Raw genomic sequence first — 24,251 nt, forward strand, 5'->3', positions numbered from 1 at the left:
GTGCGTCGGTGGCTTTCAGCGGAACCAGGCTGTTGTGTCGGTGGGGAGTTTGCCGTCTTCCAGCGGGTTGCTGCTGAGTAGTAGGGCGGTGTGCTCGGGGAGGGCGACCGGCGCCGGGCTGAGGTTGACGAGGCATTTGAGGCCGGAGTCGCGGGCGAAGAGGAGGACACCGGGTTCGGAGTCGAGCCAGGTGAGGGTGCCGTCGCCGAGTTCGGTACGCCGGATGCGCAGGCCGGTGCGGTAGAGGGTCAGCATCGAGTTCTGGTCGTCGTGCTGGGACTCGACGGTGAGGTTCTTCCAGTCGGCGGGTTGCGGCAACCACGGCGTACCGGATCCGAAACCGAACGGCGGCTCCTTGCCGGACCACGGGATCGGGACGCGGCAGCCGTCGCGGCCGCGATCGGTGCCGCCCGAGCGCGCCCAGAGCGGGTCCTGGAGCAGCTCGTCCGGCAGGTTCTCGACCTCGGGCAGGCCGAGCTCCTCACCCTGGTAGACGTACAGCCCGCCCGGCAGCGCCATCGCGAGCAGGGCAGCCGCGCGCGCCCGGCGCTCACCGAGGACCGGGTCGGTGACCATCCCGTGCTTACGGTCCTGGTGGGAGAAGGAGGTGTCCGGACGCCCGTACTTCGTGACCGGCCGGGTCACGTCGTGGTTCGAGAGCACCCAGGTCGGCGGTGCTCCGATCGGCACGTGCGTGGTCAATGTGAGGTCGATCGACTCGCGCAGTTCGGCGGCGTCCCACGGGCGGGACAGGAAGTCGAAGTTGAACGCGGTCTGCATCTCGTCCGGGCGCAGGTAGAGCGCGAAGCGTTCCTGGTCCGGCATCCACATCTCGCCGACCAGGAAGCGGCCCTCGTACGAGTCGGTGATCTGCCGCCAGCCGCGGTAGACCTCGTGCACCTCGTCGTGATCGGTGTACGACTCCTCGACGCTGTCCAGATCCTTGAAGAGCACTGCCGCGCTGTCGATCCGGATCCCGTCGACACCGCGGTCCAGCCAGAACCGCAGGATGGCGTGGAACTCCTCGACCACCTCCGGATTGCGCCAGTTGAAGTCCGGCTGCTCCGGGGCGAACAGGTGCAGGTACCACTCCCCGTCCGGCACCTGCGTCCAGGCGGGCCCGTTGAAGATGGACTGCCAGTCGTTCGGCGGCAGCCCGCCCTCCCGGCCCTGGCGGAAGATGAACCGCTCCCGCTCGGGCGATCCGGGTCCGGCGGCCAGGGCGGCGACGAACCAGTCCTGCTGGTCCGAGCCGTGGTTCGGGACGATGTCGATGATGGTCCGGATGCCCAGCGCGTGCGCCTCGGCGATGTACGCCTCCGCCTCGGCCAGGCTCCCGAAACTCGGCTCGATCGCGCGGTAGTCGGCCACGTCGTACCCGCCGTCGGCCATCGGCGACGGGTACCACGGGTTCAGCCAGATCGCGTCGACGCCGAGCTCGGCCAGGTACGGCAGCTTCGCCCGCAGCCCGGCGAGGTCGCCGATCCCGTCACCGTTGCCGTCGGCAAAGCTTCGGAGGTAGACCTGGTAGATCGCGGCTCCGCGCCACCATGTATCCGACATTGCTTTCTCCTTAGGGGGTGAGTGAGGGGATCAGCCTTTGAGGCTTCCGGCGGTGAGACCCGCCATGATGCTGCGCTGGAACACGAAGAAAACAAGGATGGTCGGCAGACTGGCGATCACCAGCGACGCGATCAGCACGTTCTGCGGCATCTGCGCGGACAGCGACGCGATGCCGACGCTGATCGACATCTTGTCGGTCTCCGGCAGCACCAGCAGCGGCCAGACGAAGTCCTTCCAGACCGTCACCACCGACAGGATGGAGACGACGCCGAGGATCGGCCGGGAGACCGGCAGCACGATCGACCAGAGGATCCGCATCGGCGACGCGCCGTCGATCTCGGCCGCCTCCAGCAGTTCGCGCGGGATCGAGTCAAAGAACCGCTTGAGCAGGAAGATGAAGAACCCGTTCGCGGCCGCCGGCAACCAGATCGCCCACGGGGTGTTGAGCAGATCGAAGTGGAACAGCGGGACGTCCTTCGCCACCAGGTAGGTCGGCAACAGGAGCACCATCGGCGGGATCATCAACGTGGCCAGCATGAGTCCGAGGATCAGTTTGCCGAAGTACGGACGGAGCTTGGAGAGCGCGTACGCCGCAGTCACGTCGACCGCGAGCGTGAAGATCCACGCGCCCCCGGCGTACAGGACAGTGTTCTTCAGGAAGACGCCGAGTTGCAGTTGGTCCCAGGCGTCCGCGTAGACGCCGAAGTCGAAGTGCTTGGGGAAGAAGCTCGGCGGAATCTGCGCCAACTCCTCCGGCGACTTCAGCGCGCCGGTCACCATCCAGTACAACGGGAACACGAAGGCGAGGGTGAACCCGATCACGACGACGACCAGGACGGTCCAGTAGACCAGCTTGCCGTGCCAGGTCTGCAACGACATCGGCGAGACCAGGCTGCGCGTCTCGTAGCTGCGGTCCTTCTTCCTTCTCGTACTACGGAGCGCCGGGGCAGGCGTGGTTGCCTTGAGCAACGGTGGTCGATTCAGTGTGGTGGTCATCGTCGCCCCTAGCTCTGGTTGTCCCGCGAGATCCGCAGGTAGATCGCCGAGAACACCATCAGTACGACCATCAGCATCAGGCCCAGCGCACCACCGCCACCGAAGTCGCCGAAGTTGAAGGCGTACTGGTACATCAGGTATGCCACCGTCACGGTCGCGTTCTCCGGCCCACCGCCGGTCAGCAGGTACGGCTCGATGAACACCTGCATGGTGGCGACGACCTGCAGGAGCAGCATCACCAGCAGGATCAGCTTGGTCTGCGGGATCGTCACATGCCAGACGCGGCGGAAGAGTCCGGCGCCGTCCAGCTCGGCCGACTCGTACAGCTCACCCGGGATGCTTTGCAGCGCGGCCAGGTAGATCAGCGTGCCGGTGCCGAGGTTCATCCAGGTCGAGACGATGACGAGCGAGATCAACGCCGTACTGGTGGAGTCCAGCCAGCTCAGCGGAGGGACGCCGAAGCCGTCGAGGATCTGGTTGAACAGGCCGGCGCCCGGATCGTAGAACCACTTGAAGAGCAGCACTCCGACGGCAGGCGGGAGCATCACCGGCAGGTAGACCACGAAACGCAGGTACGCCTTCGCGTGCCGCAGCTCGTTCAGAATGATGGCGAGCACGAACGGGATCGCGTACCCGACGATCAGTGCGAGCCCACTGAAGGCGGCCGTGTTCAGCCAGGCGGCCTTGAAGGCAGAGTCGGCGAAGACGGTCTTGAAGTTGTCCAGGCCGACCCACTTGGCCGGGTCGACGAAGTTGGTGCTCTGGAAGCTCAGGATGATCTCGCGGATCATCGGATACCAGGAGAAGAAGGCGAAACAGATCAAGGCGCCGCAGAGGAACCCGTACGCCGTGAGGTTCCTGCCGACCGCGCGGCGCGCCGCTCCCTGGGGAAGGGAGCGGCGCACCGGCGGTTTCGCGGTCAGTACCGCCATCAGCTGTTCTTGGCGAGAATCTTGTCCGCCTTCGAAGAGGCGTCCGCCAGGAGCTTGTCGATGTCGGCGTCCTTCCGGGTGAGGACCGCGGACATCGCCACGTCGAGGACGGCGTACAGCTCCTGCGCCTTCGGCGGCTCGAGCTTGTTGGTGATGCTCGCCTGAGCAGTCACGTACGGCGTGAAGTGGTCGACCGGCACGGTAGCGTACTGCTTGCGCAGGGCAACAATCTCCTTGCCGGGCGCGGAGTCGCCGAACAGATCCGGGATCGGCAGGCCGACCGGACGGCCCTGCTCCTTGGCCCGCGCGTAGTTGAACTGGCCCTTGCCCGGCGTCAGCTCGTGGAACTCCAGCCAGAGCAGTCCGGCCTTGATCTTCTCCGGGCTCGCCTTCGGGTTGAACATGTAGCCGTCGCCACCGCTCAGCGACGACTTGCCCTCCGACTCCGGCACGGCGGCGACGCCGTAGTCGTCGAACTTGCCCTGGAAGTCGTTGTTCACCGACTGCACGACGTCCGGCGCACCGATCATCATGCCGAGCTTGCCCGAACCCATCATCCGCATCAGGTCTTCCCACTGCAGCAGCTGCTTGGTGCCCATGCTGTTGTCGTTCCAGCGCATCTGCTTCAGGTTCTCCAGCACGGCCTTGCCCTCGGGGCTGTTGAACGCGGCGCTCTTGCCGTCGTCACTCACCATCGACCCGCCCCGGGCGTACAGCGAGGCGGCGAAGTGCCAGCCGCCGGTGTTGCCCGCGGAGTACTCACCGAAGCCGGTGTAGCCGGGCCCGAGCGCGGAGATCTTCTTCGCCGCCTCCTGCACCTCGGCCCACGTCTTCGGCGGGGCATCCGGGTTCAGCCCGGCCTGGGTGAACAGCTTGCGGTTGTAGACCAGGCCCATGTTGTAGTTGTTGCGCGGGACGCCGTACGTCTTGTCCCCGTCGTTGAAGACACCCTTGACGTCCGGCCGGACGTCCGCGAGCGCCTTCACGCTGCCGACGTACTGGCTGATGTCGGCGGCCTGCTTGGCCTTGATGATCTTCTGCACGTCCGTGTAGTAGACGTAGAAGACGTCTTCCTGCGTGCCGCCCGCCAGCTTCGCCTGGAAGGTGTCCGGGTTGATGCAGGGGAACGCATCCTTACTCTCGATGGTGATGTTCGGGTGCAGGCCCTGGAAGGTCTTCACGTCCTCCTCCCAGCCGGCCCGTTCCTTCGGGTTGCTCTTCGGCGGCTCGCAGCCGACCGTGATGGTCACCTTGGCGTCGGCTCCCCCCGAGCTCTGCGCCGCCGGCTTGTCGTCCGATCCACAGGACGCGGCCGCCAGGCCAAGCCCTGCCACGAGCAGCAAGCTCAGCGCCCTGCGTTGGCTAGTCCTCATCGATCTGCCCTTCTGCTGGCGAGGGCGACATCCGTCCCGCCCCTCTGATGTGGGCCACACCGTAGGCAATCTGACCGGATCAGCGCAATACTTCAACCTCAAGTTGCAAAAACGTGACTCCTTTGCGGAACTTGCAGGTATAGCAAAGGGCCAGAGCCGCGTTGGCGCGACTCTGGCCCTTTGTGGTCAGGTGATTACCACACGTACTTGTTCAGGTTCTGATCTGTCTGTCGTTGTCAGCTCGCCGGTCTGCCTAGCTCACCGGGTGGTCTGTCAGCTCGCCGGCACGGCGGCCTTCATCCGGGCGGTCGAGGCCCGGACCACCAGCTCCGGCTCGAACAGCAGCTCGTCGGCCGGTACGGCGGCCCGCTCGATCAGGGCGACCAGCATGTCCACGGCCGCCCGGCCCATCGCGTCGATCGGCTGCCGGACCGTGGTCAGTGGCGGATCGGTGCAGTTCATCATCGCCGAGTCGTCGTACCCGATCACCGAGACGTCGTCCGGCACATTGAGCCCTGCCCGGCGTACGGCGCGGATCGCCCCGAGCGCCAGGATGTCGCTCGCGCAGACGATGCCGGTGACGCCCTGCTTGACCAGCCGGGTGGCTGCGGCGTGCCCGCCCTCGAGCGAGAACATCGTGTGCTCGACCAGCTCGGGGTCGGCCTCGGGCGAGTTCAGGAAGGCGTCCAGCTTCCGCCGGGACGGGATGTGGTCACGCGGGCCGAGCACCATGCCGATCTTCTGGTGCCCGAGCGCGCGCAGGTGCCCGATCGCCATCTCGGCCGCGACCACGTCGTCCGACGAGACCTGGGGGAACCCGAGGTGGTCGACGGCCGCGTTGACCAGCACGGTCGGCAGCTTGCGCTCCTGGATCAGCTCGTAGTGCGCGTGCGGCGCATCGGCCTGGGCATAGAAGCCACCGGCGAACACGACCCCCGAGACCTGCTGCTGGAGGAGCAGATCCACGTAGTCGGCCTCGGAGACACCGCCGACCGTCCTGGTGCAGAGCAAGGAGGTGAAACCTTGCTGGGCGAGCGCCCCGCCGACCACCTCGGCGAACGCCGGGAAGATCGGGTTTTGCAACTCCGGCAGCACCAGGCCGACCAGCCGGGCGCGGTCGCCGCGCAACTGGGTCGGCCGCTCGTAACCGAGCACGTCGAGCGCGGTCAGCACCGCCTCGCGGGTGGCCTCAGAGACCCCCGGCTTCCCGTTCAGCACGCGACTCACCGTCGCTTCACTCACACCGACCTTCTTGGCCACCTCTGCAAGACGACGTGTCATAACGCAAACAGTACGCCATTATCCGCAAGAATTTGCGTCCACTTGCGCTTGCCGGTTCAGCTCCTGAATGCTCAACATTCTCCCGGCCGAAGCTGACACACTGGGCGGGTGCCTCGCTTCGTCGCCACTCGCCCGGACACCGGCCTGCTCTCGCTCCCCTGGGACATCCCTCTGGAGGACTGGCCGGAGGACCAGCTGGTCGCTCTGCCCCGCGGTATCTCCCGGCACGTCGTCCGCTTCGTCCGGGTCGGCGGCACGGTCTACGCGATCAAAGAGGTGATGGAACACCTCGCCATGCACGAGTACCGGTTGCTGCGGGATCTCGAACGGCTCGACTCGCCGTCCGTCGAACCCGTCGGCGTGATCACCGACCGGCTCGACCGCAACGGGGAGCCGCTCGATTCGATCCTGGTGACCAAGCACCTGCAGTTCTCCTTGCCGTACCGGGCGCTGTTCTCGTCCACACTCCGGCCGGACACGGTCAACCGGTTGATCGACGCGCTGGTCGCATTGATCGTGCGGCTGCACCTGCTCGGGTTCTTCTGGGGTGACTGCTCGCTGTCGAACACGTTGTTCCGGCGCGACGCGGGCGCCTTCGCGGCGTACCTGGTCGATGCGGAGACCGGCGAGCTGCATCAGGACATCTCCGATGGTCAGCGCGCCCATGATCTGTACACCGCCGAGATCAACCTGTTCGGCGAGCTGTCCGACCTGGAGGAGGGCGGTCTGCTCGACTCGGACATCGACCCGCTGGAGACGATCCACTCCATCACCGCGCGGTACGAGGCGCTCTGGAAGGAGCTGACCGCGCCGGAGGAGTTCCACACCGACGAGATGCACCGGCTCGACTCGCGGATCCGGCGGCTGAACGAGCTCGGCTTCGACGTCGCCGAGATCGACATCATCACCGACTGGGACGGCAGCCAGGTCCGGATCCAGCCGAAGGTCGTCGACGCCGGCCACCACAGCCGCCGCCTGCTGCGGCTCACCGGTCTCGACGTCGAGGAGAACCAGGCCCGCCGCCTGCTGAACGACCTCGACTCCTTCGCGGCCGCGACCGACCAGCAGAACGAGGACGAAGAGATCGTCGCCCACCAATGGCTGACCGACGTCTTCGAACCAGTCGTCCGCTCGGTCCCCCGCAACCTCAACCGCAAACTCGAACCGGCCGAGGTCTTCCACGAGGTCCTCGAACACCGCTGGTTCCTCTCCGAACAAGCCGGCCACGAAATAGACACCATGGAAGCCGCCCGCTCCTACGTAGACGACGTCCTGGCGGCAAAGCCCGACGAAAAGCTGACCCTCCCACCGGCACCCCCACCCGGAAGCACAGTCGACCCCGACCTCGACTGACCGGTTCAGGCCAACCTGCCGTCTTCGAACTCTGCTCAGCAAAGATGGCCCGGTGCAGAGTCTCCGGTTGGCAGCCGCGCTCCTCAGCGCCGTAGTACTGGCGTCCTGTGCGCCGGACGGGAAAGGCCGTGACGACGGGCCGAAGGTTCGGCAAGAGGACTCCGTGACGCGGTTGAAGGCCTACGTCGAGCGGGTGAAGGACGAGGTGGCCCCGCAGGCACGGGAGAGCGACCTGGCGGAGGCTACCGGTTGCCCGGGTGTCGGTAGGACCTGGGCAGCCGGACTCGCGGTCGGTGCAGAGCACTCGGATCCGCATTTCATCCCGATCAAAAACTGGCTGACCAGCAACGGATTCAGCGTCACCGAAAGGACGGCTGACGACGTGCGGACCGTCACGGGACGGAGCATGGATGGATTCACGGTCGAGCTGAACCTCCGCTTCATCGATCAGGTGGATCTGACCTTCACCTCACCCTGCAGCTTGCCAACCGGCGTACCAGGCGGGCCGACCACACCGTTGGCTGCACCGAAGAGCGGGTTGGAGGCACCATCCCTCCGGCTGGCCTGCGAGAAACCGCAGCGCTACGTGCTCAGCCCGAGCGCCGCGCAGTTCAGCGGTCCTGGGCTTCACCCGATCGCCCTCAATCGGTCGCTCCCGCCGGACGCCGAGGCGACGGACGTCGCTCTGCCGGAGAAGTGGGATGCCGCCAGCAGCTACAACGGTGAGCTCGACAAGACGCGCATCCAGCTGATCATCTGCATCACCGCCACCCCGGGCGCAAGCGCCGGTCGCGTGGCTTGTGACTACAACCCCAGGCCCCTGACCCTCCCGATCCGCGAAGCGACCTACCAGGCAGTGGTCCGCACCGCACGCACCGGCCAGAAGGTCGCCGCCTTCGTTCTCCCCGGGACGTCCTCCGGTCAGGACAGCTGTCCCCGGTTTATCAACTACGACGAGCAGACGGTGCTGCTCCGCGTCTTCACCTCCGACGCTCTCCAGACAAAACTTCGGCCCCTAGTCACCGGCCGGCGATAACAGCCTGTTGCGCGGCGCAGGGCTGCGGTGGACCGCCTTGTCTGGTGAGGGAACTGCGGCCGCCGTACGTCGGTCGGCCGGGGGCGATCCTGGCCATCGGATGTCGTGACCCGTACCCCGAGCTGGTCTACCGGGCCTCTTACCTGTGGTTCGGCGCTAGGAGCAGGGGTGCGGCCGCGGAGGCCAGGCTCGCAGACCGTGGGATAGCAAGCGGGTCCCGGACACCCGGCGTTCGATCAGCCGACCACGGGTGGACCGAGGAGACGCGCAGCGTGGACGGCGTACTGGTCACCGTCCTCAGCGATGACGACACTCTCAGAGGACGGATCTTCGCTTCGGCCCGGGTGATCGACGGCAGAGACGTCAACGGCTGTACGCCGGATCATCCGCTCGCCCACACACCGCAGGGCCGACCGGCCCCCACCGGAGGTCTGGCATCGATCGGATCGGTCGAGTCGATCTCTATCGCCAGGTACGCCATCCGGGTGCGAACCAATCCGAGCTTCGACAACCGGAATGCGCCTTTGATCGCAAGCTCAACGATTGCCGGCGAAGCCGCGCAGACTCTGGTGAACGCCATCACCACCGCCCCGGAAGGCAGCGGCCCGAACGTCGAGGACTGTCTCGACAGCTACGGACGCAGATCATGGTCCTCACCGTCCACGGCAGCGAGCGCGATCAAGAGGTCCTGATGCGCTACAACGGCTGCCACTTCAACGGCATGGACGACGGCGAGACCCTGCGCCAACTGACCGCACAGATCGCCCAGCCACTCCTCACCGGTATCCATCAGCAGTCGACCTTCATCCACCCCGTCTACGAGCTGGTCTTCGGCCCTCAACCCCCGAAGTGGACCTGAGCCGGTCAGGCTCCGGGGCTCACAACGGGCAGGCCGAGCTTTTCTGCGGTGGCGAGCAAGCGGCGATCGTAGGTGACGAATGCGGTCAGATCTTCAGCCAGTACGGCGTCTGCAGTGGCCAGGTGGATTGCGTCGAGTGAGCGGAGGCCGGTTTCCTCATAGGCGGCTGCGGTGGTTCGAACTACCTCGTCGATCTCGTAGACCGCGATCCGGCCGAGTACTCCCGAAACATTGGCGAGGAGAGCCGGTTCAACTCGTCGTACGGCGCGCGGAACCTCGACCTCGGCGATCGCCGAGGAAACCAACAGCTCGTCCGCGTGGTCCGCGATCCAGTCCACGAGCGCATCCGACTCTGCCTCGTGGCAAATCAGCTTCACCAGTGCCGCGGTATCGAAGTAGATCATCAGTACCGCTCGTCGGCGCGCATCTCTGCCAGCACCTCATCGCTTCGCGGCCCTGTGCGCAGAGGACCTCGAGGATGTGGCATCTGACCCGTCACACGCGGCATTCGTAGTTTGCCGGTCTCCAGCAGACGCGTGACCGGCGACGGGCTGGCGGGCACCAGGCGTGCGATCACCGCGCCTCGCTCGGTGATCTCGATCTCCTCGCCTTGCTTCACCCGGGCGAGGACCCTCGCGGTCTCCTGGTTCAACATCCGTACCGGAATCTCAGCCATCGCAACATGATAGTACATATTTGTCAGACACCTTCTCTGCGGTGAATCGCTTGGTCGATTCGGCAGAGAAGTTATCCGTCGGTGGAACCTGATCCGGGGTTGTCCACAGGGGAGTTTCAGCGCGGGGGCATGCGGAGGGCGCCGTCGAGGCGGATGACCTCGCCGTTGAGGAGTTGGTTGGTGAGGATGTGGTCGACGAGGGCGGCGTACTCGGAGGGGCGGCCGAGGCGGGCCGGGTGCGGGACCTGTTGCTCGAGGACCTTGCGGGCGTCTTCGGGAAGGCCGGCGAGCATCGGGGTTTCCATCGTGCCGGGGGCGATGGTGACGACCCGGATGCCCTTGTCGGCGAGGTCGCGGGCGGCGGTCAGGGTGAGGGCGACGATGGCGCCCTTGCTGGAGGCGTACGCCGCCTGGCCGATCTGGCCATCGTACGCCGCGATCGAGGCGGTCATCACCACGACGCCACGGTCACCGTCCTCGTCCGGCCCGAGCGCGGCCATCCGCTCGGCGGCCAGCCGGAGCACGTTGAAGGTGCCGATCAGGTTGACCTCGATCACCTGCCGGAAGGTTGCCAGCGGCAACGGACCCTTGCGGCCGACGACCCGGCCGGGGGTGGCGATGCCGGCGCAGGTGACGACCAGGCGCAGAGCACCCAGCTCGGCGGCCACATCCAGCGCGGCAGCCACCGCCGCTTCGTCGGTCACATCGGTCGGCGCGAAGCGCACCCGAGAGCCGAGCTCCTCGGCGATCGTCTTGCCCGCCGAGGAGGGCAGGTCGCAGATCACCACACCGGCGCCGGACGCGGCGAACCGGCGTACGGTCGCCTCTCCGAGCCCGGAACCGCCACCGGTGACGAGAACGACATCGGACGGGCCAAGCTTCATCGAACACTCCTGAGAAGGTCGCGGCTGATGACGAGACGTTGGATCTGGTTGGTGCCTTCGAAGATCTGGGTCACCTTGGCCTCGCGCATGTACCGCTCGGCCGGGAACTCCCGGGTGTAACCGTAGCCACCGAGCACCTGGACGGCGTCCGTGGTCACCTTCATCGCATTGTCGGTGCAGACCAGCTTGGCGATCGCCGCCTGCTGGGTGAACGGCCGGCCGAGGTCGCGCCGACGGGCTGCCTGCAGGTACGTCGAACGGGCCGATTCGGTCGCCGCGGCCATGTCGGCGAGCAGGAACTGGAGGCCCTGGAAGTCGGAGATCGGGTGACCGAACTGCTGCCGCTCCTGCGCGTACGACGCGGCGAGGTCGAGCGCCGCCTGCGCCAGGCCGACCGCACAGGCCGCGATCCCGAGCCGGCCGGAGTCGAGCGCGGACAAGGCAATCCGCATCCCGGAACCCTCTTCGCCGATCCGGTTCGCCACCGGCACCCGGACGTTGTCGAAGTTGACCGTCGTCGTGGTGGACCCGGTCAGGCCCATCTTCCGCTCGGGCGCACCGAAGCTGAGGCCGGGCGTCGCTGCCGGCACGTGGAAGGCGGAAATGCCGTGCTTCGGATCGCCCGAGGTCCGCGCGAAGGTCGTGTAGAAGTCGGCGTGCGAGCCGTGTGTGATCCAGGACTTCGTGCCGGTCAGCACGTAGTCGTTGCCGTCCCGGACGGCCTTCGTTGTCATCCCGCTGATATCCGAACCGGCCTGCGGCTCCGAGAGCGCGTAGGCACCGAGCAGGTTACCGCCGACCATGTCGGGGAGCAGGAGCTCGCGCTGGTCCGGCGTACCGAAGGTTGCGACGGCGTAGCTCGTCATCGTGTGCACGGAGACTCCGACGCCGACGGTCATCCAGGCAGCCGCGATCTCCTCGAGCATCTGGAGGTAGACCTCGTACGGCTGGTCGGCGCCGCCGTACTGCTCCGGATAGGGCAGTCCCAGCAGGCCGGCCTTGCCGATGGTCCGGAAGGCGTCCCGCGGGAACGACTCGGTCTCCTCGGCCTTGGCGGCGTACGGCGTGAGCTCGTGCTCGCACAGGTCACGCACCAGCGCCAGCAGGTCGGTGGATTCCTCGGTCGGCAGCAAGCGATCGACAGCCATCAGGCACCCCTCTCAAGGCTCGCCGAAATGATACTCCCATTGATACTGAAGACCAAAGTTCCGTATCGTTCTATGCTGTCTCGATATGACAACAGTCGTCCCCGGGCGCCGCACGCGCAGGCAGTCCGAGCTGCTCGACCGGCTCCTGTCCCTGTTCCTGACCCAGGGCTTCAGCCGATTCACCCTGGACGACCTGGCGGCCGAGCTGCGCTGCAGCAAAACGACCCTGTACGCCCTGGCGCCGAGCAAGGAACAGCTCGCCGTCGAGGTGGTGAAGCACTACTTCAAGAATGCCACCGCCGAGGTCGAGTCCGCGGTCGCCAAACAGACCCGGCCGGACCGCCGGATCGCGGCGTACCTCAACGCGGTCGCCGACGCGCTCCGGCCGGCCAGCCGGACCTTCCTGGACGACGTGGCGACGTTCGCGCCGGCCCGGTCGGTGTACGAGCGGAACACCCGGATCGCGGCCGACCGGGTCCGGACGCTGATCGAGGAAGGAATCGCCGCGAAGGCGTTCCGGCCGGTCGACATCGGTTTCGCCGCCGAGATGATCGCGCACACCATGCAGGCGATCCAGCGCGGCGACATCGCCCGCCGCACCGGCCTGAGCGACGCCGAGGCCTACCGGGAGCTCGCCTCCTTCGTCCTCCACTCACTCCGGCACGACTGAGTCTCCTCACCCCGCCTTCCTTCCCTTTCGCCCTCCGCCACGACTGAACTTGCCGCACTCGCTAGCGTTGGGAGGATGCAGCTCAAGCTAGGACCGTTGCTCCGGTACGTCGACGAGACGCGGGCGACTGTCTGGGTCGAGACCGACGAGCCGTGCGAGGTGGAGATCCTCGGCCACAAAACGCCGACCTGGTCGGTGCACGGTCATCACTACGCCTTGGTACTGATCGAGGGACTGCAGTCGGCGAGCGAGACGCCGTACGAGGTGAAGCTGAACGGCAACCAAGTCTGGCCCCTGGCCGACAGCCCGTACGGACCGAGCGTGATCCGCACCCCGCGGGCAGACGGAAGCTTCCGGCTGACCTTCGGGTCGTGCCGTCGGTCAGCACCCTTCGACGAGCAGGGCTTCAAGGAGTTCGGCCCGGATGCCCTCGTCGCACTGGCCGAGCGGATGGCCGGCAGTGACGAGGACCGGCCCGACGCGCTCCTGCTGCTCGGCGACCAGGTGTACGCGGACGACCCGTCGGACGCAGTACTGGCCAAGCTGCGTCAAGCACATGGCGGGCGGCAGGACACCGAGGTGGCCGACGAGATCGGCAATTTCGAGGAGTACACCTGGCTGTACGACGACGCGTGGCTGACCCCGGCGGTGCGCTGGCTCTTCTCGACCGTGCCGCTGTGCATGCTGCTCGACGATCACGACCTGCGAGACGACTGGAACACCTCGCTCAGCTGGCGTCGCTGGGTCACAGCGCAACCGTGGTGGCACGACCGGGTCGTCGGCGCCTACGCTTCGTACTGGGTCTATCAACACCTCGGCAACCTGTCGCCGGAGCAGCTCGAGAAGGACCCGACGTACGCCGCGATGCGTGCGCTCGACGACGAGGACGAACGCAGCTCCTACCTGGACGCGTTCGCCTGGGAGGCCGACGATGACCCGGTCTCCACCCGGTGGAGCTTCTACCGCGACTTCGGTGCCCGGTCGAAAGGCGTGCGGCTGGTCGCGGTCGACTCGCGGTGCTCCCGCGATCTCCAGCCGGAGCGGCGCGCGATGGTCGACCAGCACGAATGGGAGTGGGTCCGTCGGCACACCGTCGGTGCGACCGAGCCGATCAACCATCTGCTGCTCGCCTCGACGCTGCCGTTCCTGCTCAGCCCCGGCCTGCATCACCTGGAGGGCTGGAACGAGGCGGTCGCGTCCGGCGCCTGGGGTCGCCGGGCGGCCGGGATCGGCGAGGACATCCGGCAAGGGATGGATCTGGAGCACTGGGCATCGTTCCGGAAGTCGTTCGACGACGTCACCGATCTGCTGACCGACCTGGTCCGCGGCGAGAACCCGCCGGCCTCGATCCTCATGCTGTCCGGCGACGTGCACTGCAGCTACGTGGCCGAAGCTTCCCTGGAGGCCGTCGAACACCCCGGTACGGCGATCCGCCAGCTCACCATGTCCCCGTTCCGCAACCCGGTGGGCCGGCACATCGCCTTGGCGAACAAGTTGCTCGACTCCCGCTGGATGACGGCGCTTCTGCACAAGCTGGCGAAGTCGGCCGGGGTGCGTGATGTCGCGGCCAGCTGGCGTACGGCGTACGGGCCGTGGTTCGGGAACGGTGTGATGACCGTGGTGGTCGACGACGACCGGGTGGCGGTCGACGTGGACCACGCGAAGGTCGCCGGCGGCAGGCAGGAGCTGACCTCGACGGTCCGGTACGAAGTCACGCGATGAGCGACTGCACCTGGTGAACACGATTCACAGGACGTGAGATTTGCGCGGCGCGGCGGAGGATAACCCTTACCCTGCGGAATTGGCTGTTTACTTTGTGACAGTTTTCGGTAGGTTTTGTCACGGTTAAGTCAAGGACGCACCCGCCCCGAGCGCGTCCTCATCGTGAGGAGGCTGAACCGTGAAGTTCATCCGCATCCGCCGTACCGCTGCCGTCCTGGCCACCGCCGGGCTCGCGGCCACCACTGCCCTGATGGCCACCCAGGCGACGGCGGCCCCCGTCGACCTGTCCAAGGTGTCGGCGGGCAGTATCACCTCCACGTTGAGCAAAGATGCGTCGATCCCCGGCACCGCCTGGGTGACGCTTCCCGACGGCCGGATCATCGTGTCGTACGACGACACCGTGACCGGCTCCAAGCTGAACTCCCTCACCGGCGTCACCAAGCAGTTCGGCAGCCGGATCACGCTGGAGAAGATCTCCGGCAAGCTGAGCAAGCGGATCGCCGGTGGCGACGCCATCTACGGCGGCCAGTACCGCTGCTCGCTCGGCTTCAACGTCCGCAACAGCGCCGGCGTCTACTACTTCCTGACCGCCGGGCACTGCGGCAACATCGCCTCCAGCTGGTACTCCAACTCCGGCCACACCACGTTGCTCGGGACCACCGCCGGTTCCAGCTTCCCCGGGAACGACTACGCGATCGTCAAGTACTCGACGTCGTTCACCAACCACCCCGGCACGGTCGACCTCTACAACGGGTCGTCCCAGGACATCACCACGGCGGCCAACGCCTTCGTCGGTGAATCGGTCAAGCGCAGCGGCAGCACGACCCACGTCCACAGCGGCACGGTCACCGGCACCAACGCCACGGTGAACTACGCCGAGGGCACGGTCACCGGTCTGATCAAGACCAACGTCTGCGCCGAGGGCGGCGACTCCGGCGGCGCACTGTTCGACGGCACGAAGGCCCTGGGCCTCACCTCCGGCGGCAGCGGCAACTGCTCCTCCGGCGGCACCACCTTCTTCCAGCCCGTCACCGAACCCCTCTCCGTCTACGGCGTCAGCGTCTACTGACCCCTGCAGACAAGCAGAACCCCGGACGATCTCGTCCGGGGTTCTGTTCTGCGTCGGGCTACTGGCCGCGGCGGCGGGAGATTTCGTAGAGGGCTACGCCGGTGGCTATGCCGGCGTTGAGGGATTCGGTGGCGCTGGTCATCGGGATGGAGACGATGATGTCGCAGTTCTCGCGGACCAGCCGGGCCAGGCCTTTGCCTTCGCTGCCGACGACCAGGACGATCGGGTCGGTGGCTGCCTGCAGGTCGGGGAGTTCGACCTCGCCGCCCATGTCCAGGCCGACGATGAACAGGCCGGCGTCCTTGTAGGACTTCAGGGCGCGGTTCAGGTTGGTACAGCGGGCGACCGGGATCCGGGCCGCGGCACCGGCCGAGGTCTTCCAGGCCGACGCGGTCATCGACGCCGTACGACGCTCCGGCACCAGCACGCCCTGGGCGCCGAAGGCCGCCGCGGACCGGGTGATGGCACCCAGGTTGCGCGGATCGGTGACGCCGTCGAGCGCCACGATCAACGGCACCTGGTCCTTGTCGTGGGCGATCCGCAGCAGGTCGTCCGGGTGTGCGTACTCGTACGGCGGGATCTGCACGGCGAGACCCTGGTGCGCACCACCGCTGGTCAGCCGGTCGAGCTCGGGCCGCGGCACCTCGAGCAGCGAGATGCCGTGCTCGACAGCGATCAGCAGTGCTTCCCGCAGCCGCGCGTCGCGCTCGGTGCCCTCGGCAACATACAGCGCGCTGACCGGTACGCCGGCCCGCAAGGCCTCGACGACCGGGTTCCGGCCGTACACCCACTCGACGGTCGCGTCGGTGTCCTTGCGGTCCGGGCGCCGGCCGGCGGTGCGCTTCTCGGCCCGCTCCTTGGCCTTCGCCCGCTTGTGCGCCGGGTGCTTGGTGCGGTCGACCGCCTTCGGCGTCGGGCCCCTGCCTTCGAGTCCCTGCCGGACCCGGCCGCCGGACCCGGCGGTCGGGTTGCCGCGCTTCTTGCGGATCGCACCCTTGCGTTGACTACTGCCTGGCACTTCAGTTTCCTTCGGTTGATTGGTGCGCGGCGATCGTCCACCGGGAACCCTGTGGGGTGTCCTCGACGACGACGCCGAGCGCCTTGAGCCGGTCGCGGATCTCGTCCGACGCGGCATAGTCCTTGCGCTCGCGGGCGGCCTGACGCTGGTCGAGCAGCGCCTTCACCAGTCCGTCGACCACTTCGGTCAGTTCTTCGTTGCCGCCGGTCCGCGACGCCCACGGCTCGGCCAGCGGGTCCAGCCCGAGCACACCGAGCATCGCCCGCACGGACGCCAGATTCTCTTGCAGGGCAGGAGAATCGCCGTCGGCGACCAGCTTGTTGCCGTCCCGCACCGTGTTGTGCAGTACGGCGACAGCGGCCGGCGTCCCGAGGTCGTCGTCCATCGCGTCGGCGAACGCCTGCGGCACATCGGCGGCCGGCTCGACTCCACCGGTCACCTCGGTCGCCCGCTCGACGAAGCCCTCGATCCGCTGGAACCCGGTCGCGGACTCCTCGAGCGCCGCCATCGAGAACTCGACCACCGACCGGTAGTGCGAGCTGACCAGGTAGTACCTCAGCTCGATCGGCCGCACCTGCTCAACGACCTGCCGTACGACGGCGCCGTTGCCGAGGGACTTCGACATCTTCTCGCCGGCCGCGGTGACCAGCGCACTGTGCATCCAGAACCGGGCGAACTTCTGCCCGACCGCGGTGGACTGCGCCAGCTCGTTCTCGTGGTGCGGGAAGCGCAGGTCGAGGCCGCCACCGTGGATGTCGAACTCGGTCCCGAGGTACTTCCCGGCCATCGCCGAGCACTCCAGGTGCCAGCCCGGTCGGCCGTCACCCCACGGGGTCGGCCAGGAGGCCGTCTTCGGGGTGCCCTCGGTGTAGCCCTTCCAGAGCGCGAAGTCCCGCGGGTCGCGTTTGCCGCGCGGGTCCGCGTCCTCGGCCGCCTCCATGTCGTCGATCCGCTGGTGCGACAACTCGCCGTACGCCGGCCAGGACTTCACGTCGAAGTAGACGTCCCCCGAGCCGTCGGTCGCGGCGTACGCGTGCCCGCGCTCGATCAGCTCGCCGATCATCACGATCATCTCGGGGATGTGCCCGGTCGCCCGCGGCTCGTAGGTCGGCGGGCGGCAGCCCAGTACGTCGTACGCCCAGTGCAGTTCGCGCTCGAACTCGTAGGCGTGCGCCCACCACGGCACGTTCCGCTCGGCGGACTTGGCCAGGATCTTGTCGTCGATGTCGGTGACGTTCGCGATCACGGTGACCTCGTACCCGGAGCGCTCGAACCAGCGCCGGAGGACGTCGAACACGATCTCCTTGTAGATGTGCCCGACGTGCGGGGCACCCTGCACCGTCAGCCCACAGTGGTAGATCCCGACCTTGCCCGGATGGACCGGTACGAAATCCCTCACTGCTGCTGTCGCGGTGTCGTACAAGCGAAGTGTCACCGATCAAGGGTAACGGTGATAAGGGGGTGCTCTTGACAATTGACCCCAGATCGGTCACCTGCGGGACAAACCCCGCCTACAGGTACGGTGCTGCCCGAGGAGGACGCCTTGTCGAACCAGCAGCCGTACGGCGGCCCGCAGCAACCGCCATACCAGGGCCCACCCCAGCAGTGGGGCACCCCGCAGTACCCGCCGCAACAACCGCAGTACTCACAGCAGCCGCAGTACCAGCAGCAGTACCCACCCCCGCAGTACGGCGGCCAGCCGTATCCCCCTCAGCAGCACGCCTTCGGCTGGGGCCCTGGTGGTCCGCAGCAGCCCCCGAAGAAGAAGAGCAAGGCCTGGCTGATCGTCCTCCCGCTGGTGCTGCTCGTCGGCGTTGCCGGCCTCTGGATCGCCGGCGTGGTCGCCAAGCAGCACCGGCACAGCAACTACGCCGATCCGCAGCCGACGTACTCGGCCACGACCGAGCCGACCGACTCTGCGACCACCGAGCCGACCGAGGAACCGACCACGGGCCAGTCGACCCAGCCGAAGCCCACCAAGACGTCACCGCCTCCGCCGCGCCGGGCCACGCCGTACGAGATCGTCAGCCGGAACAAGTTCTACCGGACCGGTCTGCAGCCGGGGATCGGTTGCCGGGAGTCGAAGGCCCGGGCGACCAGCATCGCCAACGCCAACAAGTACTACCTGGTGGTGAAGGGCTGCTCCGACCGGGGCTGGCCGCGGCAGGTCCGGGCCGGCGGGTGGGCATTCCAGGTGCCGACGACGATCGTGATGAGCGCCCATGTGTCGTCACCGTGCTCCGGGAACGCGCCGACGTCCTTCTACTGCGGAGCGAACCGCACCATCTACATGGCCGGCTTCGCGGACACCCAGCGCTACCCGCAGTACCGCGGCGCGCAGAACCAAGCGCTGCTCCGGGCGGGTATGGCCTTCACCGTGGCGCACGAGTACGCCCACCACGTGCAGAAGCTGACCGGCATCCTGGACGCCTCCCAGTCGCTGGGCTACGAGACCGGGACGACTGCCGGCGAGTGGGAGCAGAGCCGCCGGCTGGAGCTGCAGGCGAGCTGTCTGGCCGGGATCTTCCTGGCCGCGAACAAGTCAACCTACCCGTTCACCGGGCTGATGAAGTCCGGCCTGGACTACTGGACGAACCACTCCGGCGACGAGAACGACCCGACCGGCGAGCGGATCCACGGCACGATGAGGAACCACGGCTACTGGTTCCACCGCGGCTACAACACCCGCAACATCGCCGCGTGCAATACCTTCCTCGCACCCAACTCACAGGTTTCCTGACCCTCTGGCAGATACGGTTCTGCCGGAGGAGGAACCTTGTCGAACCAGCAGCCGTACGGCGGTCAGCCGCCTTACCAGGGCCCACCACAGCAGTGGGGCGCGCCGCAGTACCCGCAACAGGGCTACGGCGCACCACAGCAGTACACCGGTACGCCGTACGCAGGCCCTCAGTTCGGCGGACCTCCGCCCGGACCCGGCTTCGGCTGGGGACCGGGTGGACCTGGTGGGCCTCAGCAGCCCAAGAAGAAGAGCAAGGTGTGGCTGATCCTTCTCCCGCTCGGCATCATCGGCGTAGCCGTGGTCGGCGCGTACATCCTCGGCGTCATCAACAAGCAGCACGAGCTGAACGACTACAGCGAGCCCGAGCCGTCCTGGACCTACACGCCCACCAGCGACCCGTCGGACGACCCCACCTACTTCCCGACCACTGAGCCGACTACGGCGCCCACCACTACTCAGCCGACAGCGCCGCAGCCCACCAAGACCACCCCGCCACCGCCCAGGCGGCCCACGAACTACGAGATCGTCACCCGCGACGCCTTCTACCGGACCGGGGTCCAGCCGGCCAGCGGCTGCCGGCTGCCGGGCGCCAACGCCTCGAGCATCGCCGGTGAGACCGCCTTCAACCGTGCGATGAAAGGCTGCCTGGACCGGGCCTGGGCACGGCAGGTGCGGATCGGGCGGGACGTCTTCCGGCCGCCGAACATCGTCACCATGAACGGCGGCGGCCAGACGCCCTGTGGTGGCAGCGCGGGCCGCTCGCACTACTGCGACTCCAACATGACCATCTACATCGACGGCCGCAGCGACGTGCAGGACTTCAACAATCCCCGGGTCAACAGGATGTGGGTGCGGGTCCACATGGCCGACACGATGGCGCACGAGTACGGCCATCACCTGCAGAACCTGACCGGGATCTCGGACGCGTTCGACGAGCTCTGGTACGACGCCCCGACCCAGGCCTCGCGGCTGGAGATCAACCGCCGGATGGAGATCCAGGCGACCTGCTTCTCCTCGGTCTTCCAGGGCGCGAACAAGGGGACCCTGCCGGTCTCGCGGGCCTACAAGGACGCCTGGAACTTCATCTCGCACAACTCCGGCGACGAGTGGGACACCCAGCGGACGCACGGCAGCAAGTACGTCCAGCCCTACTGGATGAACCGTGGCTTCAACAGCCGCAACGTCGCCCTCTGCAACACCTTCACCGCGACCTCGGACAAAGTTCGGTAGATACTCACATCCAATTTCGATTTACTGGTTGTTTCTTACTGATCTCTGGGTCACACTTCGGCTGAGCGCTCTGTCCGCCCCTCATCGCTCTCTGGAGGTTCCTCGTGAGATCTCTCGTCACGGGTGCCGCCTGCCTGGGTCTGTTCCTGACCCCCTTGGCCGGCGCCACCTTTGCCAACGCTGCCCCGGTACCGGAAGGCTCCGCCCCCACCCCGGCCGCGCACCAGCCGACCCCCGAGGCCCGGCAGCACGGCATCAGCAAAGCCGGCGACGCCTTCATGGGCTGGCGTCAGGACACCGCCGTCGCGGCCCAGCCGGCCGTGATGGCACCCGCCGCCAGCGTCGAAGGCATCGACGTCTCCAGTCACCAGGGCAACGTCGACTGGGCCGCGCAGTGGAACGCCGGCAAGCGGTTCGCGTACTCGAAGGCGACCGAAGGCAACTACTACTCCAACCCGTACTTCGCCCAGCAGTACAACGGGTCCTACAACGTCGGCATGATCCGTGGCGCCTACCACTTCGCCACCCCGAACGACTCCAGCGGCGCCAACCAGGCGAACTACTTCGTCGACCGCGGCGGCGCCTGGTCCCGGGACGGCCGGACGTTGCCGGGGGCCCTCGACATCGAGTACAACCCCTACGGTGCAACATGTTACGGACTGTCCCAGGCATCGATGGTCAGCTGGATCCGGGACTGGCTGAACACCTACAAGTCGCGCACCGGCCGCGACGCCCCGATCTACACCAACCTCGACTGGTGGACGCGCTGCACCGGCAACAGCACCGCCTTCAGCAGCACCAACCCGCTGTGGGTGGCGAAGTACGCCTCGTCCCCGGGCACCCTGCCGGGTGGCTGGCCGTACCACACCATCTGGCAGTACAGCTCGACCCCGATCGACCAGGACCGCTTCAACGGCGACCAGACCCGCTTGGTTGCCCTAGCCAACGGCTAACCACCTTGTTTTATTGGCTTGCACACCTCTCCTAGGCTTTGAGATGTGCTGCCGATCGAGACCGACCGTCTAACTCTTCGCCACTACCTTGAATCCGACTATGACGACCTGTTGAAGTTGCAGTCCAACGACGACGTCACCAGGTTCCTGCTCTACGACTCGAAGACGCCGGAAGAGGTCCGCGAGTCACTCGCCAAGCGCCTGACCGCCGTAGCGATGAACGCCGACGGTCAGGCGCTGACGCTTGCCGTGATCCTGCGCGAGACCGGGCAGCACCTCGGCGAGGTCACCCTTTTCGTGAACAGCATCGAGCACAAGACCGGCGAGATCGGATTCGTGTTCCATCCCGAGTCGCACGGCCACGGGTATGCCGCCGAGGCCGCGGTCGAGCTGCTCCGGCTCGGCTTCGAAGAGCTCGGCATGCACCGCATCATCGGCCAGCTCTGGGCCGCCAACACCGCCTCGGCGAATCTCCTGGAACGCCTCGGCCTCCGCCTGGAAGCCCACTTCGTCAAGGCCGAACTGCACGAGGGCGAGTGGGCCGACGGCATGATCTTCGCGATGCTCGCCGAGGAGTGGCAAGCCCGCTCGGCGACGACGGAAAGTCATTGACGAAGAATTATTGATTCGCGGCACGCGTTCACCGCGACAGGGTGCGGCGGCGGGTCTACCGTCGAAAGATGATCGCCCGCCCCTTCAGCACCCTGATCGCCGGTCTCGTCGTCCTCGCCCTCGGCGCCACCCCGAGCACCGCAAAGTCGCCGGAACGCGAGATCGACTTCCACACCTGGACGTCGTCGGCCGACTTCCTGGCCGGCACCAGCACCGGCACCGAGGTCGCCGACGACGCCCTGACCTTCGGGTCCGCGACCGGCAGTACGGCGTACGTCGATCCCTTCGGTGACGGCACCGCCAAGACCTACGACCAGGCCAGCTGGGTCTCACCCGAAGTGCATCCGGGCTTCGGGCTCACCGAGCTGGTCGCGTCCTGGAACGCCACCACGCCGGCCGGGACCTGGCTCGAGGTGGCCATGTCAGGTCACTCCGACCAAGGCAGCACCACCAAGTGGTACGTGCTCGGTCGCTGGAACAGCGGCGACGACACCGCCTCCGGTGACATCCACCGCACCTCGGTGCCCGGTCAGCGCGACACGATCGGCAACGTCTCCGTCGACACCTTCGTAGCTCGCTCCGGCCATTCGCTGGACAGCTGGCGCCTCAAGGTGACCCTCTACCGCCTCGCTGGCACAACAGCTGCGCCCGTACTCCGTTCTGTAGGCGCTATGGCGTCCCGCTTGCCCTCCACCTCGACAGTGCCGGTCAGTCCCCGCGGAGGCGCTTGGGGACGAGTGCTCGCAGTACCGACGTACTCGCAGGAGACACACATCGGCCAGTACCCGCAGTGGGACGGCGGTGGTGAGGCCTGGTGCTCAGCGACCTCTACTGCGATGGTGCTCGACTACTACGGTGCTGGGCCGACTCCTGCCGAGACCGCTTGGGTAGACCCGTCGTACGCGGATCCACAGGTCGACCACTCGGCCCGCTCGGTCTTCGACTACGCCTACGACGGAGCCGGCAACTGGCCGTTCAACACCGCGTACGCCGGTACGCGCGGCCTGGACGCTTTCGTGACCCGGCTGCGCTCCCTCACCGAGGCCGAGCAGTTCATCAAGGCCGGAATCCCTTTGGTGGCGTCGCTTTCGTTCAAGGCCGGCGAACTCCCCGGCGCCGGCTACGGCACCAACGGCCACCTGATGGTGATCGTCGGCTTCACCATCGACGGTGACGTCGTCGTCAACGACCCCGCCTCGCACCTGATCAAGAGCAACGACGAGGTCCGCACCATCTACAACCGCCAAGCCTTCGAAAACGCCTGGATCCCCCACTCGGGCGGCATCGTCTACGTCATCCACCCCACGTCGCTGCCACTCCCCCCGCACCCCACCCAGGCGAACTGGTAGTCCCCCGGACTGGAGCCGTCCGTATGCCGGGGGCGGCGTACGGACGGTTCCTACCTCACCGCATCCGCGATGGTGTTCCAGAACTGCAACTCATAATCCTGGAAGAGCCGGGCATACGTCGCCGCTTCGCCGGTCGTCTCGTTGCTGTCGGCAATAGCTGCTGCCTGCTCATCGGCACCCGGCACCGGCGTACCGAAGAAGTCGAAGAAACCACAGGCTTCGTCGCTGAACCCGTAGTGCTCCCGCATCGCCTGCGCGATCGTCGCGCAGTACTGACCGAACGCCGCGAAGTTCGCGTTGAGCGCGACAACAATGTCGGCGGGCTTGCCGTTAAGTGCCATCCAGGCCATGAACGACGGATAGGTCTGGCATCCCGACAGGGGCTGATAATCCTTCAACGTCTGCTCATCAAGCCCCGTCGCGTCGGCCAGCGCCGCCAATTTGCCCAGCGCGATCCCTTCCCCTGCGGCAAGACCGGCGAAGAACTCCCGCGCGCCGGGTTCGGATGCCCTGGCCGCCAGGTAGAGAAAACTCCGCTGATCGCTGGGAACGATCCGGCTCTCCTCGGCAGCGAACAACCTGAAGACCTCGCGCGGCGCCTCGCCGGCGGCGATCAACTCCACCAGCCGGTTCTCGCCCTCCCCGGACGCCAACCCCCGCCGCACCCGATCAAGCAACTCACGCCCCGAACCACTCATCGAACCTCCTCCTCGCACCCGACCCTAACCACCTCCCAGTCCACCTCCCGCACAATCAGCCGCCCTCCTCCCAGCTGCCCTCTCCCCCG

At 66.9% G+C, this 24,251-nt stretch carries 24 protein-coding genes; 12 read left to right on the forward strand and 12 right to left on the reverse strand.

Annotated elements, in window-relative coordinates; translation table 11 throughout:
- Positions 1–15: 15 nt before the first annotated feature.
- The 5 genes from ABZ004_RS36930 to ABZ004_RS36950 all read right to left on the reverse strand — a co-directional run bounded on the left by ABZ004_RS36930 (position 16) and on the right by ABZ004_RS36950 (position 6,145).
- Positions 16–1,563, reverse strand: a complete 1,548-nt coding sequence (locus ABZ004_RS36930) for a glycoside hydrolase family 13 protein (RefSeq protein ID WP_355686417.1) — start codon at positions 1,561–1,563, stop codon at positions 16–18.
- 30 nt (positions 1,564–1,593) lie between these two features.
- Positions 1,594–2,559: a carbohydrate ABC transporter permease gene (locus tag ABZ004_RS36935; RefSeq protein WP_355686419.1), complete on the reverse strand. Its 966-nt coding sequence runs from the start codon at positions 2,557–2,559 to the stop codon at positions 1,594–1,596.
- A gap of 8 nt (positions 2,560–2,567) precedes the next feature.
- Positions 2,568–3,491 carry a sugar ABC transporter permease gene (locus ABZ004_RS36940; RefSeq protein WP_355686420.1) on the reverse strand — a complete coding sequence of 308 codons (924 nt, stop codon included), beginning with the start codon at positions 3,489–3,491 and terminating at the stop codon, positions 2,568–2,570.
- Positions 3,491–4,864 (reverse strand): extracellular solute-binding protein, encoded by a 1,374-nt coding sequence (locus ABZ004_RS36945; protein WP_355686422.1) that lies wholly within the window; start codon positions 4,862–4,864, stop codon positions 3,491–3,493. Before ABZ004_RS36945 ends, ABZ004_RS36940 begins: the two co-directional genes overlap by 1 nt.
- Positions 4,865–5,137: 273 nt before the next feature.
- A complete protein-coding gene (locus ABZ004_RS36950) occupies positions 5,138–6,145 on the reverse strand; it encodes a LacI family DNA-binding transcriptional regulator (RefSeq protein ID WP_355686424.1) in 1,008 nt (335 codons plus the stop codon).
- 108 nt (positions 6,146–6,253) lie between these two features.
- Here ABZ004_RS36950 and ABZ004_RS36955 point away from each other — a divergent pair, with 108 nt between their 5' ends.
- The 4 genes from ABZ004_RS36955 (at position 6,254) to ABZ004_RS36970 (ending at position 9,393) form a co-directional block, all read left to right on the forward strand.
- Positions 6,254–7,498, forward strand: a complete 1,245-nt coding sequence (locus tag ABZ004_RS36955; protein WP_355686426.1) for a DUF4032 domain-containing protein — start codon at positions 6,254–6,256, stop codon at positions 7,496–7,498.
- A 52-nt stretch (positions 7,499–7,550) separates the two neighbouring features.
- Positions 7,551–8,534, forward strand: a complete 984-nt coding sequence (locus ABZ004_RS36960) for a hypothetical protein (RefSeq protein ID WP_355686427.1) — start codon at positions 7,551–7,553, stop codon at positions 8,532–8,534.
- A 272-nt stretch (positions 8,535–8,806) separates the two neighbouring features.
- Complete coding sequence (locus ABZ004_RS36965) at positions 8,807–9,226, forward strand: hypothetical protein (protein WP_355686428.1); 420 nt, start codon at positions 8,807–8,809, stop codon at positions 9,224–9,226.
- Positions 9,226–9,393: a hypothetical protein gene (locus ABZ004_RS36970; RefSeq protein ID WP_355686429.1), complete on the forward strand. Its 168-nt coding sequence runs from the start codon at positions 9,226–9,228 to the stop codon at positions 9,391–9,393. Before ABZ004_RS36965 ends, ABZ004_RS36970 begins: the two co-directional genes overlap by 1 nt.
- Positions 9,394–9,398: 5 nt before the next feature.
- On the opposite strand, the gene ABZ004_RS36975 is transcribed toward ABZ004_RS36970, so the two are convergent.
- The 4 genes from ABZ004_RS36975 to ABZ004_RS36990 form a co-directional block, all read right to left on the reverse strand.
- On the reverse strand, positions 9,399–9,797 hold the full coding sequence (locus ABZ004_RS36975) for a type II toxin-antitoxin system VapC family toxin (protein ID WP_355686431.1): 399 nt from the start codon (positions 9,795–9,797) through the stop codon (positions 9,399–9,401).
- Positions 9,797–10,069, reverse strand: a complete 273-nt coding sequence (locus ABZ004_RS36980) for a type II toxin-antitoxin system prevent-host-death family antitoxin (protein WP_355686432.1) — start codon at positions 10,067–10,069, stop codon at positions 9,797–9,799. The genes ABZ004_RS36975 and ABZ004_RS36980 overlap by 1 nt, the downstream gene beginning before the upstream one ends.
- Before the next feature lie 116 nt (positions 10,070–10,185).
- Complete coding sequence (locus ABZ004_RS36985; RefSeq protein WP_355686434.1) at positions 10,186–10,953, reverse strand: SDR family NAD(P)-dependent oxidoreductase; 768 nt, start codon at positions 10,951–10,953, stop codon at positions 10,186–10,188.
- Complete coding sequence (locus ABZ004_RS36990) at positions 10,950–12,101, reverse strand: acyl-CoA dehydrogenase family protein (protein ID WP_355686436.1); 1,152 nt, start codon at positions 12,099–12,101, stop codon at positions 10,950–10,952. Before ABZ004_RS36990 ends, ABZ004_RS36985 begins: the two co-directional genes overlap by 4 nt.
- Positions 12,102–12,186: 85 nt before the next feature.
- On the opposite strand from ABZ004_RS36990, the gene ABZ004_RS36995 reads away from it, so the two are divergent.
- From ABZ004_RS36995 to ABZ004_RS37005, 3 genes are all read left to right on the forward strand, one after another.
- Entirely contained in the window at positions 12,187–12,771 is a 585-nt protein-coding gene (locus ABZ004_RS36995; RefSeq protein ID WP_355686437.1) for a TetR/AcrR family transcriptional regulator, read from the forward strand.
- Positions 12,772–12,846: 75 nt separating this feature from the next.
- Positions 12,847–14,493 (forward strand): alkaline phosphatase D family protein, encoded by a 1,647-nt coding sequence (locus ABZ004_RS37000; RefSeq protein ID WP_355686438.1) that lies wholly within the window; start codon positions 12,847–12,849, stop codon positions 14,491–14,493.
- Between the two features lie 178 nt (positions 14,494–14,671).
- The gene (locus ABZ004_RS37005) at positions 14,672–15,562 is read left to right on the forward strand and encodes a S1 family peptidase (protein ID WP_355686440.1); all 891 of its coding nucleotides are present in this window, start codon (positions 14,672–14,674) and stop codon (positions 15,560–15,562) included.
- 58 nt (positions 15,563–15,620) lie between these two features.
- Here ABZ004_RS37005 and rlmB read toward each other — a convergent pair whose 3' ends face one another.
- Positions 15,621–16,580: a 23S rRNA (guanosine(2251)-2'-O)-methyltransferase RlmB gene (gene rlmB / locus ABZ004_RS37010; RefSeq protein WP_355686442.1), complete on the reverse strand. Its 960-nt coding sequence runs from the start codon at positions 16,578–16,580 to the stop codon at positions 15,621–15,623.
- A gap of 1 nt (position 16,581) precedes the next feature.
- On the reverse strand, positions 16,582–18,015 hold the full coding sequence (gene cysS, locus ABZ004_RS37015; protein ID WP_355686443.1) for a cysteine--tRNA ligase: 1,434 nt from the start codon (positions 18,013–18,015) through the stop codon (positions 16,582–16,584).
- A gap of 108 nt (positions 18,016–18,123) precedes the next feature.
- Between cysS and ABZ004_RS37020 the strand changes: the two genes are divergently transcribed.
- The 5 genes from ABZ004_RS37020 to ABZ004_RS37040 all read left to right on the forward strand — a co-directional run bounded on the left by ABZ004_RS37020 (position 18,124) and on the right by ABZ004_RS37040 (position 23,464).
- The gene (locus ABZ004_RS37020; protein WP_355686445.1) at positions 18,124–19,320 is read left to right on the forward strand and encodes a neutral zinc metallopeptidase; all 1,197 of its coding nucleotides are present in this window, start codon (positions 18,124–18,126) and stop codon (positions 19,318–19,320) included.
- 36 nt (positions 19,321–19,356) lie between these two features.
- Positions 19,357–20,550: a neutral zinc metallopeptidase gene (locus ABZ004_RS37025; protein WP_355686446.1), complete on the forward strand. Its 1,194-nt coding sequence runs from the start codon at positions 19,357–19,359 to the stop codon at positions 20,548–20,550.
- Positions 20,551–20,654: 104 nt separating this feature from the next.
- On the forward strand, positions 20,655–21,503 hold the full coding sequence (locus ABZ004_RS37030; protein ID WP_355686447.1) for a lysozyme: 849 nt from the start codon (positions 20,655–20,657) through the stop codon (positions 21,501–21,503).
- 45 nt (positions 21,504–21,548) lie between these two features.
- Positions 21,549–22,115, forward strand: a complete 567-nt coding sequence (locus ABZ004_RS37035; protein WP_355686449.1) for a GNAT family N-acetyltransferase — start codon at positions 21,549–21,551, stop codon at positions 22,113–22,115.
- 68 nt (positions 22,116–22,183) lie between these two features.
- Positions 22,184–23,464 carry a peptidase C39 family protein gene (locus ABZ004_RS37040; RefSeq protein ID WP_355686451.1) on the forward strand — a complete coding sequence of 427 codons (1,281 nt, stop codon included), beginning with the start codon at positions 22,184–22,186 and terminating at the stop codon, positions 23,462–23,464.
- A 50-nt stretch (positions 23,465–23,514) separates the two neighbouring features.
- On the opposite strand, the gene ABZ004_RS37045 is transcribed toward ABZ004_RS37040, so the two are convergent.
- Positions 23,515–24,162, reverse strand: a complete 648-nt coding sequence (locus ABZ004_RS37045; protein WP_355686452.1) for a hypothetical protein — start codon at positions 24,160–24,162, stop codon at positions 23,515–23,517.
- Positions 24,163–24,251 lie beyond the last annotated feature (89 nt).

Source organism: Kribbella sp. NPDC006257 (genome assembly GCF_040613535.1).
GTDB lineage: Bacteria > Actinomycetota > Actinomycetes > Propionibacteriales > Kribbellaceae > Kribbella.

What these genes read in the sequence shown, in the direction of transcription:
- ABZ004_RS36930 (WP_355686417.1), bottom strand. Translation starts at nt 1,563, where the DNA reads ATGTCGGATACATGGTGGCGCGGAGCCGCGATCTACCAGGTCTACCTC.
- ABZ004_RS36935 (WP_355686419.1), bottom strand. Translation starts at nt 2,559, where the DNA reads ATGACCACCACACTGAATCGACCACCGTTGCTCAAGGCAACCACGCCT.
- ABZ004_RS36940 (WP_355686420.1), bottom strand. Translation starts at nt 3,491, where the DNA reads ATGGCGGTACTGACCGCGAAACCGCCGGTGCGCCGCTCCCTTCCCCAG.
- ABZ004_RS36945 (WP_355686422.1), bottom strand. Translation starts at nt 4,864, where the DNA reads ATGAGGACTAGCCAACGCAGGGCGCTGAGCTTGCTGCTCGTGGCAGGG.
- ABZ004_RS36950 (WP_355686424.1), bottom strand. Translation starts at nt 6,145, where the DNA reads ATGACACGTCGTCTTGCAGAGGTGGCCAAGAAGGTCGGTGTGAGTGAA.
- ABZ004_RS36970 (WP_355686429.1), top strand. Translation starts at nt 9,226, where the DNA reads ATGCGCTACAACGGCTGCCACTTCAACGGCATGGACGACGGCGAGACC.
- ABZ004_RS36975 (WP_355686431.1), bottom strand. Translation starts at nt 9,797, where the DNA reads ATGATCTACTTCGATACCGCGGCACTGGTGAAGCTGATTTGCCACGAG.
- ABZ004_RS36980 (WP_355686432.1), bottom strand. Translation starts at nt 10,069, where the DNA reads ATGGCTGAGATTCCGGTACGGATGTTGAACCAGGAGACCGCGAGGGTC.
- ABZ004_RS36985 (WP_355686434.1), bottom strand. Translation starts at nt 10,953, where the DNA reads ATGAAGCTTGGCCCGTCCGATGTCGTTCTCGTCACCGGTGGCGGTTCC.
- ABZ004_RS36990 (WP_355686436.1), bottom strand. Translation starts at nt 12,101, where the DNA reads ATGGCTGTCGATCGCTTGCTGCCGACCGAGGAATCCACCGACCTGCTG.
- ABZ004_RS36995 (WP_355686437.1), top strand. Translation starts at nt 12,187, where the DNA reads ATGACAACAGTCGTCCCCGGGCGCCGCACGCGCAGGCAGTCCGAGCTG.
- ABZ004_RS37000 (WP_355686438.1), top strand. Translation starts at nt 12,847, where the DNA reads ATGCAGCTCAAGCTAGGACCGTTGCTCCGGTACGTCGACGAGACGCGG.
- ABZ004_RS37040 (WP_355686451.1), top strand. Translation starts at nt 22,184, where the DNA reads ATGATCGCCCGCCCCTTCAGCACCCTGATCGCCGGTCTCGTCGTCCTC.
- ABZ004_RS37045 (WP_355686452.1), bottom strand. Translation starts at nt 24,162, where the DNA reads ATGAGTGGTTCGGGGCGTGAGTTGCTTGATCGGGTGCGGCGGGGGTTG.